Annotated in this window: 17 protein-coding genes and 1 pseudogene; 12 read left to right on the forward strand and 6 right to left on the reverse strand. The window is 61.1% G+C overall.

The genetic code is table 11. The features are described from left to right. Nucleotides 1–110: 110 nt before the first annotated feature. The 3 genes from MF6394_RS08930 to MF6394_RS08940 all read right to left on the reverse strand — a co-directional run bounded on the left by MF6394_RS08930 (nt 111) and on the right by MF6394_RS08940 (nt 1,861). Complete coding sequence (locus MF6394_RS08930) at nt 111–1,046, reverse strand: phasin family protein (protein WP_044270701.1); 936 nt, start codon at nt 1,044–1,046, stop codon at nt 111–113. Between the two features lie 12 nt (nt 1,047–1,058). Further along, complete coding sequence (locus MF6394_RS08935) at nt 1,059–1,481, reverse strand: phasin family protein (protein WP_032893974.1); 423 nt, start codon at nt 1,479–1,481, stop codon at nt 1,059–1,061. Nucleotides 1,482–1,585: 104 nt separating this feature from the next. Continuing rightward, nucleotides 1,586–1,861, reverse strand: coding sequence for a polyhydroxyalkanoic acid system family protein (locus MF6394_RS08940; protein ID WP_034125562.1), 276 nt, complete (start codon nt 1,859–1,861; stop codon nt 1,586–1,588). 145 nt (nt 1,862–2,006) lie between these two features. On the opposite strand from MF6394_RS08940, the gene ubiE reads away from it, so the two are divergent. From ubiE to MF6394_RS08995, 12 genes and pseudogenes are all read left to right on the forward strand, one after another. Next, nucleotides 2,007–2,777, forward strand: a complete 771-nt coding sequence (ubiE, locus tag MF6394_RS08945) for a bifunctional demethylmenaquinone methyltransferase/2-methoxy-6-polyprenyl-1,4-benzoquinol methylase UbiE (RefSeq protein WP_003171186.1) — start codon at nt 2,007–2,009, stop codon at nt 2,775–2,777. Further along, complete coding sequence (locus MF6394_RS08950) at nt 2,777–3,400, forward strand: ubiquinone biosynthesis accessory factor UbiJ (RefSeq protein ID WP_078466526.1); 624 nt, start codon at nt 2,777–2,779, stop codon at nt 3,398–3,400. The genes ubiE and MF6394_RS08950 overlap by 1 nt, the downstream gene beginning before the upstream one ends. Then, nucleotides 3,397–5,001: a ubiquinone biosynthesis regulatory protein kinase UbiB gene (ubiB, locus tag MF6394_RS08955; protein ID WP_032893976.1), complete on the forward strand. Its 1,605-nt coding sequence runs from the start codon at nt 3,397–3,399 to the stop codon at nt 4,999–5,001. The genes MF6394_RS08950 and ubiB overlap by 4 nt, the downstream gene beginning before the upstream one ends. A gap of 41 nt (nt 5,002–5,042) precedes the next feature. Next, the gene (hisI, locus tag MF6394_RS08960; RefSeq protein ID WP_044270698.1) at nt 5,043–5,435 is read left to right on the forward strand and encodes a phosphoribosyl-AMP cyclohydrolase; all 393 of its coding nucleotides are present in this window, start codon (nt 5,043–5,045) and stop codon (nt 5,433–5,435) included. Between the two features lie 2 nt (nt 5,436–5,437). After that, nucleotides 5,438–5,770 (forward strand): phosphoribosyl-ATP diphosphatase, encoded by a 333-nt coding sequence (locus MF6394_RS08965; protein ID WP_078466527.1) that lies wholly within the window; start codon nt 5,438–5,440, stop codon nt 5,768–5,770. 26 nt (nt 5,771–5,796) lie between these two features. Continuing rightward, the gene (locus MF6394_RS08970) at nt 5,797–6,075 is read left to right on the forward strand and encodes a twin-arginine translocase TatA/TatE family subunit (RefSeq protein ID WP_003187877.1); all 279 of its coding nucleotides are present in this window, start codon (nt 5,797–5,799) and stop codon (nt 6,073–6,075) included. A 10-nt stretch (nt 6,076–6,085) separates the two neighbouring features. Then, a complete protein-coding gene (gene tatB, locus MF6394_RS08975) occupies nt 6,086–6,493 on the forward strand; it encodes a Sec-independent protein translocase protein TatB (protein WP_003187876.1) in 408 nt (135 codons plus the stop codon). Beyond that, the gene (gene tatC, locus MF6394_RS08980; protein ID WP_003187874.1) at nt 6,490–7,281 is read left to right on the forward strand and encodes a twin-arginine translocase subunit TatC; all 792 of its coding nucleotides are present in this window, start codon (nt 6,490–6,492) and stop codon (nt 7,279–7,281) included. Before tatB ends, tatC begins: the two co-directional genes overlap by 4 nt. Further along, on the forward strand, nt 7,278–7,985 hold the full coding sequence (locus MF6394_RS08985; protein ID WP_047712388.1) for a 16S rRNA (uracil(1498)-N(3))-methyltransferase: 708 nt from the start codon (nt 7,278–7,280) through the stop codon (nt 7,983–7,985). The genes tatC and MF6394_RS08985 overlap by 4 nt, the downstream gene beginning before the upstream one ends. 216 nt (nt 7,986–8,201) lie before the next feature. Continuing rightward, nucleotides 8,202–9,260: pseudogene (locus tag MF6394_RS35165) on the forward strand (methyl-accepting chemotaxis protein); the annotation flags it as partial. 144 nt (nt 9,261–9,404) lie between these two features. Beyond that, nucleotides 9,405–10,118 (forward strand): methyl-accepting chemotaxis protein, encoded by a 714-nt coding sequence (locus MF6394_RS35170; RefSeq protein ID WP_370712509.1) that lies wholly within the window; start codon nt 9,405–9,407, stop codon nt 10,116–10,118. Between the two features lie 135 nt (nt 10,119–10,253). Next, a complete protein-coding gene (locus MF6394_RS08995) occupies nt 10,254–12,161 on the forward strand; it encodes a methyl-accepting chemotaxis protein (protein ID WP_078466528.1) in 1,908 nt (635 codons plus the stop codon). 113 nt (nt 12,162–12,274) lie between these two features. Here MF6394_RS08995 and MF6394_RS09000 read toward each other — a convergent pair whose 3' ends face one another. The 3 genes from MF6394_RS09000 to MF6394_RS09010 all read right to left on the reverse strand — a co-directional run bounded on the left by MF6394_RS09000 (nt 12,275) and on the right by MF6394_RS09010 (nt 14,905). Beyond that, complete coding sequence (locus MF6394_RS09000) at nt 12,275–13,009, reverse strand: amino acid ABC transporter ATP-binding protein (RefSeq protein ID WP_044270688.1); 735 nt, start codon at nt 13,007–13,009, stop codon at nt 12,275–12,277. Beyond that, a complete protein-coding gene (locus MF6394_RS09005; protein ID WP_032893984.1) occupies nt 13,002–13,961 on the reverse strand; it encodes an amino acid ABC transporter permease in 960 nt (319 codons plus the stop codon). The genes MF6394_RS09000 and MF6394_RS09005 overlap by 8 nt, the downstream gene beginning before the upstream one ends. Before the next feature lie 146 nt (nt 13,962–14,107). Beyond that, nucleotides 14,108–14,905 carry a transporter substrate-binding domain-containing protein gene (locus MF6394_RS09010; RefSeq protein WP_032893985.1) on the reverse strand — a complete coding sequence of 266 codons (798 nt, stop codon included), beginning with the start codon at nt 14,903–14,905 and terminating at the stop codon, nt 14,108–14,110. Nucleotides 14,906–14,947: the final 42 nt, after the last annotated feature.

The raw sequence follows: 14,947 nt of genomic DNA on the forward strand, positions 1-14,947 counted from the left end.
CCGCCTTCGCGCGCAAGCCCGCTCCCACATTGGAAATGCGGCGTTTCTTGGATCTTCATAAAAAACGCCCGATCTTCGCAGACCGGGCGTTTTTTTGTGTCCCGTAGAAATCAGGACTGACTGGATGGCGTCGGGGTGGCCGGCGTTGCAGTCGGGGTAGCTGCCGCATGCGTCGGTGCGGACACCGAATTAGCGGTAGAAGCGGCCGGTGCTGGCGCCGTGGCTGGCTTGGCCGTTGCGGCGGGCTTGGCGGCTGCCGGTTTTTTCGCTACCGCAGGCTTTTTGGCCGCGGCAGGTTTGGCCGCTGGTTTCGCAGCGGCGGGCTTGGCAGCAGGTTTAGCCGCAGCGGTTTTAGCCGCAGGTTTGGCAGCCGGTTTCGCCGCTGGTTTGGCGGCGGTTTTAGCGGCCACTGGCTTAGCGGCAGGCTTGGCTGCAGGTTTGGCGGCAGCGGTTTTAGCCGCTGGCTTGGCCGCAGGTTTTGCAGCAGCTTTGGCTGGCGCTTTTGCAGCAGGTTTTGCAGCCGGTTTGGCGGCGGCTTTAACCAGAGGCTTGGCGGCAGTTTTGGCGGCGGGTTTTGCAGCTGCGGTTTTAGCTGCTGGTTTGGCCGCCGGTTTTGCTGCAGGCTTGGCGGCGGCGGTCTTGGCGGGAGCCGCTTTGGCGCCGGTGAGTTTTTCGATTTGCTTGGTCAAGGTATCGACCTTGCTGTGCAGCGCCTTCAACTCCGCCTTGCTCGGTACGCCCAGTCGCGAAATAGCACTGTTGAGGCGTTTGTCGAAAGTCTCTTCCAACTTGCCCCAGGTATCCGAAATGCTCGACTTGGCGGAACCCGCGCTCGCCTTGGCAGCGTCGACTTTTTTACCAACCGTGCTCTTGGTCAACTTCTCGGCTTTCTCGCCGTCTTTAACCAGGGTCTCGAAGAGTTTGCTGCCGTCACTGTCGATCTTCGAGTACACGCCTAAACCAGCGAGCCAGATTTTGCGGGAATATTCTTCAACTTTCCCGACCCACGAGCTGCCTTCTTTCTGAGTAGTCTTTTTAACAGCCATCCCGATGTCTCCTTAGTGTTTACGCGCGACACGTTCGAGCAATGCCGTCAGCTCTTCGAGCTTAGCAGAGAGTGTCTCCACGTCATGTTTAGACGCAATGCCGATCCGATTCAAGGCACTGGCGACACGAGTATCAAAAGCTTTTTCAACTTTATCCAGTTGAACTTCAACCAGGCCTTTGACGCCGGAGACGTTACTCTTTACTTGGTCAATCTGACTGTTGGCGGCATCAAGTTGTTCAACTACAACTTTTTTACCTTTACTTTCAACACGTTGACCGCTTCTAACGAGTTCCTTGAAGTACTCGCCGCCCTCGCTGCCGACCTTGGCGTAGGCACCAAGACCCGCCAGCCAGATCTTGCGGGCATAGCTTTTAACCTCACTCAGAGGGGTAGTCTGAACGTCGATTTTTTTCTTCAAAATAACTTTGGCCATGGTGCACCTCACACAGAATTGGGTGGCGGACAGCCCGCAGGAGTTGAGGGCTTGGGCACAAAGTAGGGTTTAAAATTAGAATCGGCACCCTAAGCACAGGCGTATCAGGCCAGGGCCTTATCCAGGGCTTTTTCGATTTCGGACTTGATCGTGCCACTCATGGCCGACATCAACAGGCCAAGTTCCACATCAATGCGCAGCGAATCATCGGCCACCAATACCGTGCCTTTAACCCCGGAGCGCTTGAGCTTCAGGGTGTCGCCAGCCCATGAGGACTCCACCCCATATTTATCCTCGAGTTTGCGCGCCAATTGCTCAGCCTTGGCCCGCGCCTGTTCTTTTCCCAGGGTGTGTTCACGCTCAACGGTAATACGGGCCATTGCAATGACTCCTCTTTATAACGACTCAGAACACCCGCCATGCGGCAAAAGGTCTCGATGAGCGCCTATCTTACCTGCAGCCTTGCCAAGACAAAGTAGGCCCTGGGGATTATCATGTCCCGCATTCTCTTTTGGTGACAGCGATATGACTGATCAGCGCAAAGGCAGCGATGCCGAACCCACCACTCACTTCGGCTTCAAGAACGTCCCGGAAAGCCAAAAGGCGGAAAAAGTCGCTGAGGTGTTCCACTCCGTGGCAGCCAAGTACGACCTGATGAACGACGTGCTCTCCGGCGGCATGCACCGCCTGTGGAAGCGCTTCACCATCGAGTTGTCGGGCGTACGCACCGGCAACCGGGTGCTGGACATCGCCGGTGGCACCGGCGACCTGGCGGCCAAGTTCTCCAAGCTGGTTGGCCCCACCGGCCAGGTGGTATTGGCCGATATCAACGGCTCGATGCTCAAGGTTGGCCGCGACCGCCTGCTCGACAAAGGCGTGGCCGGCAATATCGAATTCGTCCAGGCCGACGCTGAAAAGCTGCCGTTCCCCGACAACCATTTCGACTGCGTGACCATTGCCTTCGGCCTGCGAAACGTGACCCACAAGGAAGACGCGATCCGCTCGATGCTGCGCGTGCTCAAGCCGGGTGGCCGCCTGCTGGTGCTGGAGTTCTCCAAGCCGACCAACGCGCTGATGTCCAAGGTCTACGACACGTACTCCTTCGCCTTCATGCCGTTGATGGGCAAGTTGATCACCAACGATGCCGAGAGCTACCGCTACCTGGCCGAGTCGATCCGCATGCACCCGGACCAGGAAACCCTGAAGTCGATGATGGTGGAGGCCGGTTTCGACCGCGTGACCTACCACAACATGACGTCCGGCATCGTCGCCCTGCACCGCGGCATCAAGCCCTGATGCTGCTGCAAGGTCTTCTCGCCAGCGTCGAGCACGGCCTCAACCGTGTACTGCGCCTGGACAGCACCGCCCTGGCGCGGCTCGCGCACCTGACCGGCAAAGTCATCGCCGTCGATTGCCGCAGCCCCACCTTGCAGCTGTTTATCCTGCCCAGCGATGAAGGCCTGCTGCTCGCCACCCAATGGGCCGCTGAAGCCGATTGCACCTTGCGTGCGCCGGCCTCCAGCCTGTTGCACCTGGCACTGAGCCGCAACAAGACTGCCATCCTCCACAGCCCCGAGGTGGAGCTGGAAGGCGACAGCGCGGTGCTGATGGACCTGGCCGCCGTGCTGCAAGACCTGGAGCTGGACTGGGAATACGAACTGTCGCGCTGGATCGGCCCCGTCGCCACCCAGTTGATCAGCGGGCACCTGCGCAGCCGCTCGCGCTGGTATCAGCAAGGGTTCGCCAGCCTCAACCAGAACCTTGCCGAATACCTGAGCGAAGAATCGCGCACCCTGGTCGGGCAACGGGAAGCGCAAGCGCGCTTTCGCGAGCTCGACAAGGCCAAAATCGACCTGGAACGCCTCGAGGCCCGCTTCGAGCGCTTGAGCCGTTCCCTTGATCCAAGCGATAACGCATGAAGCTGCTCGCCGTCCGCCGTTTGTTTCGTATCCAGCGCGTCGTAATCCGCTACCGTCTCGATGACCTGCTGTTTGCCCTGCCCTTGCCGTGGTTTTTGCTGGCGGTGCGTTATGTGCTGCCGTGGCGCTGGTTGCCGCGCAAGCCGTCGCCGTTGAGCCGTGGCGCCAGCCTGCGCCTGGCGTTGCAGGACTTGGGGCCGATCTTCATCAAGTTCGGGCAGATCCTCTCCACCCGCCGCGACCTGTTGCCCGAAGACATCGCCGACGAGCTGATGCTGCTGCAAGACCGCGTGCCGCCATTCGACTCGCAGCAGTCGATGGCGCTGATCGAAGAACAGCTGGGCCAGAAGATCAGCGAGGTGTTCAGCCGCTTCGACGTCGAGCCCCTGGCCTCGGCGTCGGTGGCGCAAGTGCACGCCGCGCAACTCAAGACCGGCGAAGAAGTGGTGGTGAAAGTCATTCGCCCAGGCCTCAAGCCGATCATCGGCCAGGACCTGGCGTGGCTGTTTGTCCTCGCCCGCGCGGCCGAACGCTTCTCGGCCGATGCGCGCCTGCTGCACCCGGTGGACGTGGTCGCCGACTACGAAAAAACCATCTACGACGAACTCGACCTGCTGCGCGAGGCGGCCAACGCCAGCCAATTGCGACGCAACTTCGAAGGTTCGCAATTGCTGTACGTGCCGCAAGTGTATTGGGACTGGTGCCGGCCAAAAGTGCTGGTGATGGAGCGCATCTACGGCGTGCAGGTCACCGACCTTGCGACCCTGGCCGACCAGCGCACCGACATGAAGATGCTGGCCGAGCGCGGCGTGGAGATTTTCTTCACCCAAGTGTTCCGCGACAGTTTCTTCCACGCCGACATGCACCCGGGCAACATCTTCGTCAGCACCGTCAACCCGTGGAGCCCGCAGTACATCGCCATCGACTGCGGCATCGTCGGCAGCCTCACCCCTGAAGACCAGGATTACCTGGCGCGCAACCTGTTTGCCTTCTTCAAGCGCGACTACCGCCGTGTGGCGCAGTTGCACATTGATTCGGGCTGGGTGCCGGCGGAAACCAAGCTCAATGAATTCGAAGCGGCGATCCGCACGGTGTGTGAGCCGATCTTCGAAAAACCGTTAAAAGATATTTCCTTCGGCCAGGTGCTGATGCGCCTGTTCCAGACCGCGCGGCGCTTCAATATGGAAGTGCAGCCGCAACTGGTGCTGTTGCAAAAGACCCTGCTGAACATCGAAGGCCTGGGCCGCCAGCTGTACCCGGACCTCGATTTGTGGAACACCGCGCAACCCTTCCTGGAACGCTGGATGCGCGAGCGCATGAGCCCCAAAACCATGCTGGGCAACCTGCACAGCCAGTTCGAACAGCTGCCGCACCTGGCCAACATGACCCGCGACCTGCTGGAGCGCATGTCCCAGCCCCACGCCAAGGACCCTGAGCCACCGTGGCGCAAGCGCAAGGACGATTGGTTCCTGCGCCTGCTCGGCGCCGCGCACCTGGTGGGCGGGGTGATGCTGGCGATTGGTGGGCCATTGAACCAACTGGGCCACTGGCCAGCCGGCATCATGGTCGCCGTGGGTGTTTATCTGATCGTGCGTCGATAGCCAATCCGGTTATACACTGTCGCAAATTGCCGGAGCCGAACATGAAAGACTGGCTGGATGAGATCAAATGGGACAATGACGGCCTGGTGCCGGCCATTGCCCAGGACTACAAGACCGGGCGCGTGCTGATGATGGCCTGGATGAACCGCGAGGCCCTGAGCCTTACCGCCGCCGAGCAGCGCGCCATCTACTGGTCACGTTCGCGTGGCAAACTGTGGCGCAAGGGCGAAGAATCCGGGCACGTGCAGACCCTGCATGAGCTGCGCCTGGACTGCGATGCCGACGTGGTGATCCTCAAGGTCGAACAGATCGGCGGCATTGCCTGCCACACTGGCCGCCACAGTTGCTTCTATCGCGTGTTCGAGAATGGCGAATGGAAGATTGTGGAGCCGGTGCTCAAAGACCCGCACGCCATCTACCCAGCAGGACACTGAACATGAGCGATACCCTGAACCGTGTGGCCCAGGTGCTGGAAGACCGCAAAGGCGCGGATGCCGACAGCTCCTACGTCGCCAGCCTGTACCACAAGGGTCTGAACAAGATTCTGGAAAAACTCGGCGAAGAATCCGTCGAGACCATCATTGCGGCCAAGGACGCGCAAATCAGCGGTGATTACAGCGATGTAATCTATGAGACCGCAGACTTGTGGTTCCATAGCCTGGTGATGCTCGCCCAACTGGGGCAGCACCCACAGGTCGTGCTGGATGAACTGGACCGTCGCTTCGGCTTGTCCGGGCACGCCGAGAAGGCTTCGCGCCCGTCCGCCTGAATAACTAAGACTTGAGGATTTGAAGCATGGGCATTTTTGACTGGAAACACTGGATCGTCATTCTGGTGGTGGTGGTATTGGTGTTCGGTACCAAGAAACTCAAGAACCTGGGCACCGATGTGGGCGAGTCGATCAAGGGCTTTCGCAAAGCCATGAACGATGATGAAAAGCCAGCCGAGCCAAGCGCCAACCCGGTGCCACCGGCCCAGCCTGTTCACCCGCAGGCCACCCAGCCGATCACCGAGCGCCGTACCTTCGACGTTCAGGCTGAAAAGGTCCAAGAGCCGACCCGCAAAGACTCGTGAGCACTGACTAATGTTTGGTATCAGCTTCTCTGAACTGCTGCTCGTCGGCCTGGTGGCCTTGCTGGTACTGGGGCCGGAACGCCTGCCCGGTGCCGCACGCACCGCCGGCTTGTGGATCGGGCGCCTCAAGCGCAGTTTCAACGCGATCAAACAGGAAGTTGAACGGGAAATCGGTGCCGACGAAATCCGCCGGCAATTGCACAACGAACATATCCTCTCGTTGGAGCAGGAAGCCCGCAAGATTCTTTCCCCGGTGCAAGAGCCGGCCAAGCCGGTAACGCCGGTGGCCGAGCACAGCATCGCGCCAGCCCCTGTGGCCGACGCCGCACCGGCAGCGCCAGCCCCAACGACGCCTGCGCCGACGCCCGTTGCGTCGCCCGCCCCCCATGACCCTACATTGCCGCCGCGAGCCCCATGAGCGCTGATAAACCGGAAAACGACCAGCACATGCCGCTGGTCTCGCACCTCACCGAGCTGCGTACCCGCCTGCTGCGTTGCGTGGCGGCGATCTTCATCATCTTTGCCGGGCTGTTCGCCTTTACCCAGCAGATCTACACCTTCGTCTCGACGCCCCTGCGCCAGTACCTGCCAGCCGGCGCGACGATGATCGCCACCGATGTCTCGTCGCCGTTCCTGACGCCCTTGAAGCTGACCATGATGGTCTCGCTGTTCCTGGCGATCCCGGTGATCCTGCATCAAATCTGGGGCTTTATCGCGCCGGGCCTGTACAAGCATGAGAAGCGCATCGCCGTGCCGTTGCTGGTGTCGAGCATCCTGCTGTTCTACACCGGCATGGCCTTCGCCTACTTCCTGGTGTTCCCGCTGATCTTCAAGTTCTTCGCCGCTGCCACCCCGGCCGGCGTGGAAATGATGACCGATATCACCAGCTACCTCGATTTCGTGATGACGCTGTTCTTCGCCTTCGGCGTGGCATTCGAAATCCCGGTGGCGGTGGTGTTGCTGGTGTGGATCGGCGTGGTCGACGTCAAGTACCTGAAGAAGATCCGCCCGTACGTGATCATTGGCTGCTTCGTGGTCGGCATGATCCTCACACCGCCGGACATCTTCTCCCAGACCTTGTTGGCGGTGCCGATGTGGATGCTGTTCGAAGTGGGCATCCTGTTCAGCGGCTTGATCAGCAAGCGTGGCGAACACCCGGATGACGCGCCTGTCGACGACGACCAGCCGCCAGCGACCCAGCCGTGAACCTGCTGCTGCTCGAAGAGGCCGACTTTATCGCGGCCGACCGCGTAGTGCTGCGTGATCGGCGCCTGGTGCATATGCAGGAGGTTCACCGCGCCGCCGTCGGTGACACCCTGCGCGTAGGCCGCATTGGCGGGCTGATGGGCAATGCCCAATTGCTGCGCCTGGAAGCCGCCGAAGCCGAACTGCAAGTGAGCTTCGACCAACCGCCGCCGAGCAAACTGCCCGTGACCTTGCTGCTGGCTCTGCCCCGCCCGAAGATGCTACGCCGGGTGCTGCAAACAGTGGCGGCCATGGGCGTGCCCAAGGTGGTACTGGTCAACAGCTACCGGGTGGAAAAAAGCTTCTGGCAAACCCCGTTCCTGGAGCCTGAAGCGGTGCGCGAGCAACTGATTCTCGGCCTGGAACAAGCGCGGGACACGGTACTGCCCGAGATCATTATCGAGAAACGCTTCAAGCCGTTTGTCGAAGACCGGCTGCCGGCCATGGCGGCTGGCACCCTGGGTCTGATCGGCCATCCGGGCGATTACCCGGCTTGCCCCCGAGCCCTGGAAGAACCGGTGACCCTGGCCATCGGCCCGGAAGGCGGCTGGATTCCCTATGAAGTGGACCTGCTGGCCAAGGCCGGGTTGCAGCCGGTGCAGTTGGGTGCACGTATTTTGCGCGTCGAAACCGCCGTAACCGCCCTGCTCGCCCGCCTGTTCTAACCCCCCGCAGATCAAGCGATCATCTCGCCTTCTGTAGGAGCGAGCTTGCTCGCGAAAACCTCACAGACGCCGCGTTTACTCAGGAAGCACGCGTTACCGTTGACGTTTTTCGCGAGCAAGCTCGCTGCTACATTAGATGTGCATCGCTACAGTATCCTGCCCCCGTGCCGATAGCCTGTGAATAAGTCCAAGCCTTGTTCCAGGGGAGTTCGCAGCATGTATCGTTGGTTAGCCGAGAAACTGGGGAATGTAAGCGTCAACCGCAAGCTGAGCGTGGGCTTTGGCCTGGTGTTGCTCCTGACGCTGTTGATCACCTTTACCGGCTGGACCGGCCTGGGGGATGTGATCAGTCGCGGTGACAAGCTGGGCTTTATTTCCAGCCTCAATGGCCTGACCAAAGACCTGCGCCTGGCACGCCTGGACTTCGATATGCGCCGTGGCGAGCAAGGCACGGACAAGGTCGACGGCCTGCTCGCCCACCTCGACAGTGGCCTGAAGACCGCTGCCGAGCTGATCGAGCAACCTGACGATAAAGCCCTGGTCGAGCAGCAGCAGGAAGCCCTGAACCAATACAAAAAGGCCTTCGCCGCCATGGTCCAGGCGGGCCTCAAGCGTGAGGGCGCGCGCAGCAAACTCGGCGACACTGCCGACAATGCCGTCGCCAAGATCAACGAAATCGAAAAAGCCCTGTTGCAAGGTGACAGCGTCGCCCAGTTCAACAGCGTGGTTGAGCAGAGCAAGCTGATCCAGCAGTCGCGCTTCCAGGTACGCGGCTACACCTACAGCGGCAAGGTCGAAGCCGAGCAACCGGCCCTGGATGCCATCGACAACGCCCTGAAGAAAATCACCGAGCTGCAAGGCCAGTTGCCTGCGCAATACCAGGCCAACCTGCAAGAAGCCGGGACTTCACTGCAAGCCTACCGCGTCGCCGTCAGCCAGTATCGCGATTCCCAGGTCGCCAGCGCCGCAGCGCTGAAAACCATGATCGCCCAAGGCGACATCCTGCTGGGCCACAGTGAAAAACTCACCGTCTCCCAGACCGCCGTGCGTGACGCAGATGCCGCGCAGGCCAAATACCTGTTGCTGCTTGCCACCGTGCTGGCGCTGATCGTCGGCGTCTTCGCGGCCTGGGCCATTACCCGCCAGATCGTCATCCCGCTGAACCAGACCCTCAAAGTCGCCGAGCGCGTGGCCTCCGGCGACCTGAGCCACAACCTGGAATCGGGCCGCCAGGACGAACTGGGCCAATTGCAGCGCGCCATGCAAAGCATGACCGTGGGCCTGCGCGAGTTGATCGGCGGGATCAGCGACGGTGTCACCCAGATCGCCAGCGCCGCCGAGCAGTTGTCGGCCGTGACCGAACAAACCAGCGCCGGGGTCAACAGCCAGAAGGTCGAGACCGACCAGGTGGCCACCGCCATGAACGAAATGGCGGCCACCGTGCAGGAAGTGGCGCGCAACGCCGAAGAGGCCTCGGAAGCCGCCGTGGCCGCCGACCAGCAAGCCCGTGAAGGCGACCAGGTGGTGGGTGAAGCCATCGCCCAGATCGAGCGCCTGGCCACCGAAGTGGGTAATTCCACAGTGGCCATGGGTGAGCTCAAGCGCGAAAGCGACAAGATCGGCAGCGTGCTCGACGTGATTAAATCCGTGGCCCAGCAAACCAACCTGCTGGCCCTTAACGCCGCCATTGAGGCCGCGCGTGCGGGTGAAGCCGGTCGCGGCTTTGCCGTGGTGGCCGACGAGGTGCGCAGCCTGGCCCAGCGCACGCAGAAGTCCACTGAAGAGATCGAAGAGCTGATCGTCGGCCTGCAAAGCGGTACCCAGCAGGTGGCAACCATCATGGACAACAGCCGCGGGCTGACCGAGAGCAGTGTTGAGCTGACGCGCCGCGCCGGCCACGCGCTAGGCAATATCACCCGCACCGTCTCGACCATCCAGGCGATGAACTCGCAGATCGCCACCGCCGCCGAGCAGCAAAGCGCCGTGGCTGAAGAGATCAACCGCAGCGTGTTGAATGTGCGGGATATCTCCGAGCAAACTTCGTCGGCCAGCGAAGAAACCGCGTCCTCCAGTGCCGAACTGGCGCGCCTGGGGATCTACCTGCAGACCTTGGTCGGGCGCTTCCGGGTCTGAATTACCCTACGCGGCGGCTTACCAAAGCCGCCGCATCTTGTGAAATTTCCTACGCAGTTATCAGCCCTCCACGGGCCCGAATCGAATTAGCGTTTCAGGTGTCGCCAAACGCTTTCTCTGATTCGGAGGTTCACCATGTTTCCTCGGCTGACCCGCGTGCTGGTCAATGCCAGCGTCCGCCTCAAGCTCGCCCTGGGTTTTGGCCAAGTGCTGATTCTCAGTTTCCTGATCGCCGCCACCGGCTGGCAAGCCTTGAACGCCGTGCTTTACCGATCCAACAGCCTGACGACCCTGGGGCAACTGGCGGTCGACGCCGAGGCCATGCGCGCCGACCGCATCGTGTACCGCACCCTGACAGACAGCGATAGCCTGGGCAAAATGGCCGCGAAAATCGAGCGGATCGACCAGCACCTGGCCGACCTTTCAAACCGCCTGAAAGAGCCAGCCGACCTGCAGCGACTTGAAGAAGCCAAGCGCCTTGCAAGCAACTTCAAGGCGGCACTGGCGCAACTGCCGCCCTTGATCGAACAGCGCGAGCGCATCCGCCCGGCGCTGAAAAAAATCGCTCTGCAAGCCAGCGATACCCTCGCCCAATTTGCCAGTGACCTGCCTGACCAGAACGACGAGAAGGCCCTCGATGCCATCGAGCAACTGCGCCAGGCCATGGAGCTGGCCGAAGATCGCGCCCAGAGCCCCGCCTGGGCCGCGCAATCGCTGGCGATGTATGCAGAGGCCATCGGCAAGGCGCTGGACGCTCTGGAGATCGCGCAACTGGCCGTCACAGCACTGCCGGTGGACTCAGCACTGCTCAAGACCGACCTGGCTAACTATCGCGAGCAGTTGATCAAGCTCAAGGAAGCCCAGCTCAATGTGGAGACCGTGCAAAACCGCTTCGAACAGCAACTCAATGACCTGCGCGAAAACAGCAACCAGTTGAGCCAAAGCCAAAACACCAAGCGAAACGACGAGGCAGACCACACCCGTACGTTGCTGATCAGCGTGACAGTGGCCGCCCTGGCACTCGGCGCGCTGGCCGCCTGGTGGATCGCCCGGCAGATTGCAGCGCCATTGCGGGAGATCCTTAGCGCCGCGCACCGCGTTGCCGAGGGCGATCTCAGCCATGACATGGCGGTCGACCGTCGTGACGAACTTGGCCAGTTGCAGCAAAGCATCGGGCAAATGACCCGCAGCCTGCGTAGCCTGATCAGCAGTATCGGCGACAGTGCCCGGCAGATCGCCGGGGCGGCTACACAGTTATCCACGGTCACCGAGCAGACCCGCAGCGGTCTCAACGAGCAGAAAGACGAAACCGACCAGGTGGCGACGGCAATGAATGAAATGCTCGCCACTGCCCAGGAAGTGGCGCGCCACGCCGAACGCGCCTCGGTGGCAGCCAATGAAGCCGACCAGCAGGCCGGCGCCGGTGAGCAGGTGGTCACCCAGGCCGTGGAGCAGATTGGCAACCTGGCCAGTGAAATGGCGCTGTCGGGCCGTGCGATGCTCGCGTTGCAACAGGAGAGCCAGAAGATCGCCAGTGTGCTGGACGTGATCAAGTCCGTGTCTCAGCAGACCAACCTGCTAGCCCTGAACGCCGCCATTGAAGCGGCGCGTGCGGGCACTGCCGGCCAAGGCTTTGCGGTGGTCGCCGACGAAGTGCGCAGCCTGGCCCAACGCACTCAGGAATCGGCCGAGGAGATCGAAGGGCTGATCCTCGGCCTGCATAACGGCACCCAACAGGTGGCGGACATCATGGACAGCAGCCGCAGCCTGACCGACAACAGCGTCGCCCTGACCCGCGACGCCGGTGATGCCCTGATTGCCATTGCCCGCACGGTGACGATTATCCAGGAAATGAACCCGCAGATCGCCGCCGCAGCCGAACAGCAAAGCGCCGTGGCCGAGGAGATCAACCGCAGTGTGTTGAAGGTACGGGACGTGTCGGAAAAGACCGCCGCCGCCAGCGAGGAAACGGCGGCGGCGAGTGTTCAGTTGACGCGGTTGAGCCTGGATTTGCAAACGCTGGTCGACAAATTCAAGCTCTGAACCTCCCCCCTGTAGGAGCGAGCTTGCTCGCGAAAAAACCCAAGGCCGCTGCGTTCATTCAGGGTGCGCTGCGTTATCGTTGAAGGTTTTCGCGAGCAAGCTCGCTCCTACAGTCATAGCACCTGGCGCAGGAAGGCTTGGGCGCGGGGGTCTTTTGGCGCATTGAAGAACTCGGCCGGGGCGGCGTCTTCCAGCAATTTGCCGTGGTCGAAAAACAACACCCGGTCTGCCACTTCCCGGGCAAAGCCCATCTCGTGGGTGACGCACACCATGGTCATGCCTTCCAGGGCCAGGGTCTTCATCACGTCCAGCACTTCACCGACCATTTCCGGGTCGAGGGCCGAGGTGGGCTCGTCAAACAGCATCACCTTGGGCTCCATCGCCAGGGCCCGGGCAATGGCGACACGTTGCTGCTGGCCGCCAGACAGGCGCGATGGAAACTCGTGGGCCTTCTGCGCGATACCGACCTTTTCCAGCAGCGCCAGGGCCTTGGCCTCGCGCTCTGGCTTGCCACGCTTGCGCACGACCTTTTGCGCCAGGCACAGGTTTTCCAGCACGGTCATGTGGGGGAAGAGGTTGAAGTGTTGGAACACCATGCCGACTTCACGGCGGTAGGCATTCACGTCAGTCTTGGGGTCGGCCAGTTGCAGGCCGTCGATGCTCACCGAACCTGAGTCGAACGCCTCCAAGCCGTTAAGGCAGCGCAGGAAAGTGGACTTGCCGGAGCCCGAAGGGCCGATAACCACCAGCACCTCGCCCTTGGCCACTTGAGTGGTGACGTGATCCACCGCGCGCACCACTTGCCCACGGGTATCGAAGACTTTTACCAGATCGCGCACTTCAATCACTTTGGGCGAGCCTCCGCTCAAGCCGGCTGGCCATCTTCGACAGCGGCAGGTTGATCAGCAGGTACAAGCCCGCCACACAGAACAGAATCTCAAACGGCGAGAACGAGGTGGTGATCACCTCGCGGCCGCTCTTGAGCAACTCGGTAATCGCGATCACCGACACCAGGGAGGTGTCCTTGACCAGGCTGATAAATTGCCCGGCCAGGGGCGGCAGCACGCGCTTGAACGCCTGCGGCAGTACCACGTGGCGCATCGACTGGCTGGCGCTCAAGCCCAGGGAGCGCGCCGCTTCGTCCTGGCCACGGGTGATGGACTGCACGCCAGCGCGCACGATTTCCGCCACGTAGGCACCGGTGAACAACGACAGCGCGGCGATCCCGGCGAACTCTCGGGACAGGTTGAGCACCGTGCCGATAAAGAAATAGAAAATGAAGATCTGCACCAGCAGCGGCGTACCCCGCACCAATTCGACGTAGATCGTCGACAGGTCGCGCAAGGTGGGGTTTTTCGACAGCCGGCACAGCCCGGTCGCCAAGCCAATCGCCAAACCCAGGATGCCGGACACTACCGACAGCCACAATGTGGTCCACAAGCCCCACATCAACGGCCCCAATGCCCATTGCCGGGTCACGCCGACCACATCGCCTTCAGCCACGTCGTCGCCGCGCGCCACTTGCAGGCTGTTATCGGCAACGGTGAGCTTTTGCTCGACACCGGCGTCGTTGCGCAGGGTGACTTCGGCCGTATCGCCTTTGCGTACCAACTCGACCACTGTGGAAATATCCGCGGCGCGCTGGGAAGTTTCGGCTTGATAAGCGAAGTACTGCGGGACGCGGTTCCAGCGCCATTCGTAGGACATCAACGAGGTGGCGTAATACAAGGCACCCGCCAGGCCGACCAGCACGACCACCGTGAGCAGGTGCCAGGGCCATTGGGCTTTTTTCTGTTTCATTTCACTTTCCAGTTTTTTGTCGCCTGTCATGCCTCCTTCGCGAGCAAGCCCGCTCCCACACTTGACCGAGTTGTAACATCAAAATGCGGTCAAAATGTGGGAGCGGGCTTGCTCGCGAAGGGCGCGACGCGGTGCCCAGTGAGGCCTTATTCCATGTCCTTGAGCCACTCGGAGCTCTTGAACCACTTGTCATGGATGCGATCGTAGGTGCCGTCGTTACGGATCTGGTGCAGGAAGTTGTTGATGAAGTTGATGCTGTCGTAATCGCCTTTCTTCAAACCGAACGCCAGGGGTTCAAAGGTGAAGGGTTCGTCCAGGAACACCAGCTTGCCGTTACCGACTTTCTTCTCGGCCACCACGTTGTACGGTGCGTCGTAGACGAACGCATCAGCCTTACCGTTGACCACGTCGAGCACGCCTTCCTGCTCGTTGTCGTAGCCGTGGTACTTGGCTTTGGAGATCAACTTCTTGGCCACCATCTCGCCGGTGGTGCCGAGCTTGGAGGTCAGGCGGTATTTCTCGTCGTTCAGGTCTTTGTAGGACTTGATGGTGCCTTCCAGTTCCTTACGGATCAGCAGCGTCTGGCCGACCACGATGAAGGGTTCGCTGAAGTTCAGGCGCAGGTTGCGTTCCTGGGTCAGGGTCATGCCGCTGCCGATCATGTCGAACTTGCCGGTCAGGAAAGCCGGGATGATGCCGTCGTAGCCGGTGGACACCAGCTCCAGCTTGACGCCCATGGACTTGGCCATGGCCTTGAGGATGTCGACCTCGAAACCGATGATTTCACCGCGCTTGTCGGTCATTTCGAACGGCATGTAGGTGGGGTCCATGCCGACTTTCAACGTGCCGCGCTTGACCGCCTCATCAATGGCGCCGGCCTGTGCCACGGTGGCAGCGACCAGCGCGGTGACGCCAAGCATCAGCATCGAAAGATACTTTTTCATCATCAAGACCCCTGAACGATTCTTATAAGGTTGGCGCACAAA

The sequence above is a fragment of the Pseudomonas sp. MF6394 genome (genome assembly GCF_002018845.1).
In the GTDB taxonomy this organism is placed as follows: Bacteria; Pseudomonadota; Gammaproteobacteria; order Pseudomonadales; family Pseudomonadaceae; genus Aquipseudomonas; species Aquipseudomonas lactis.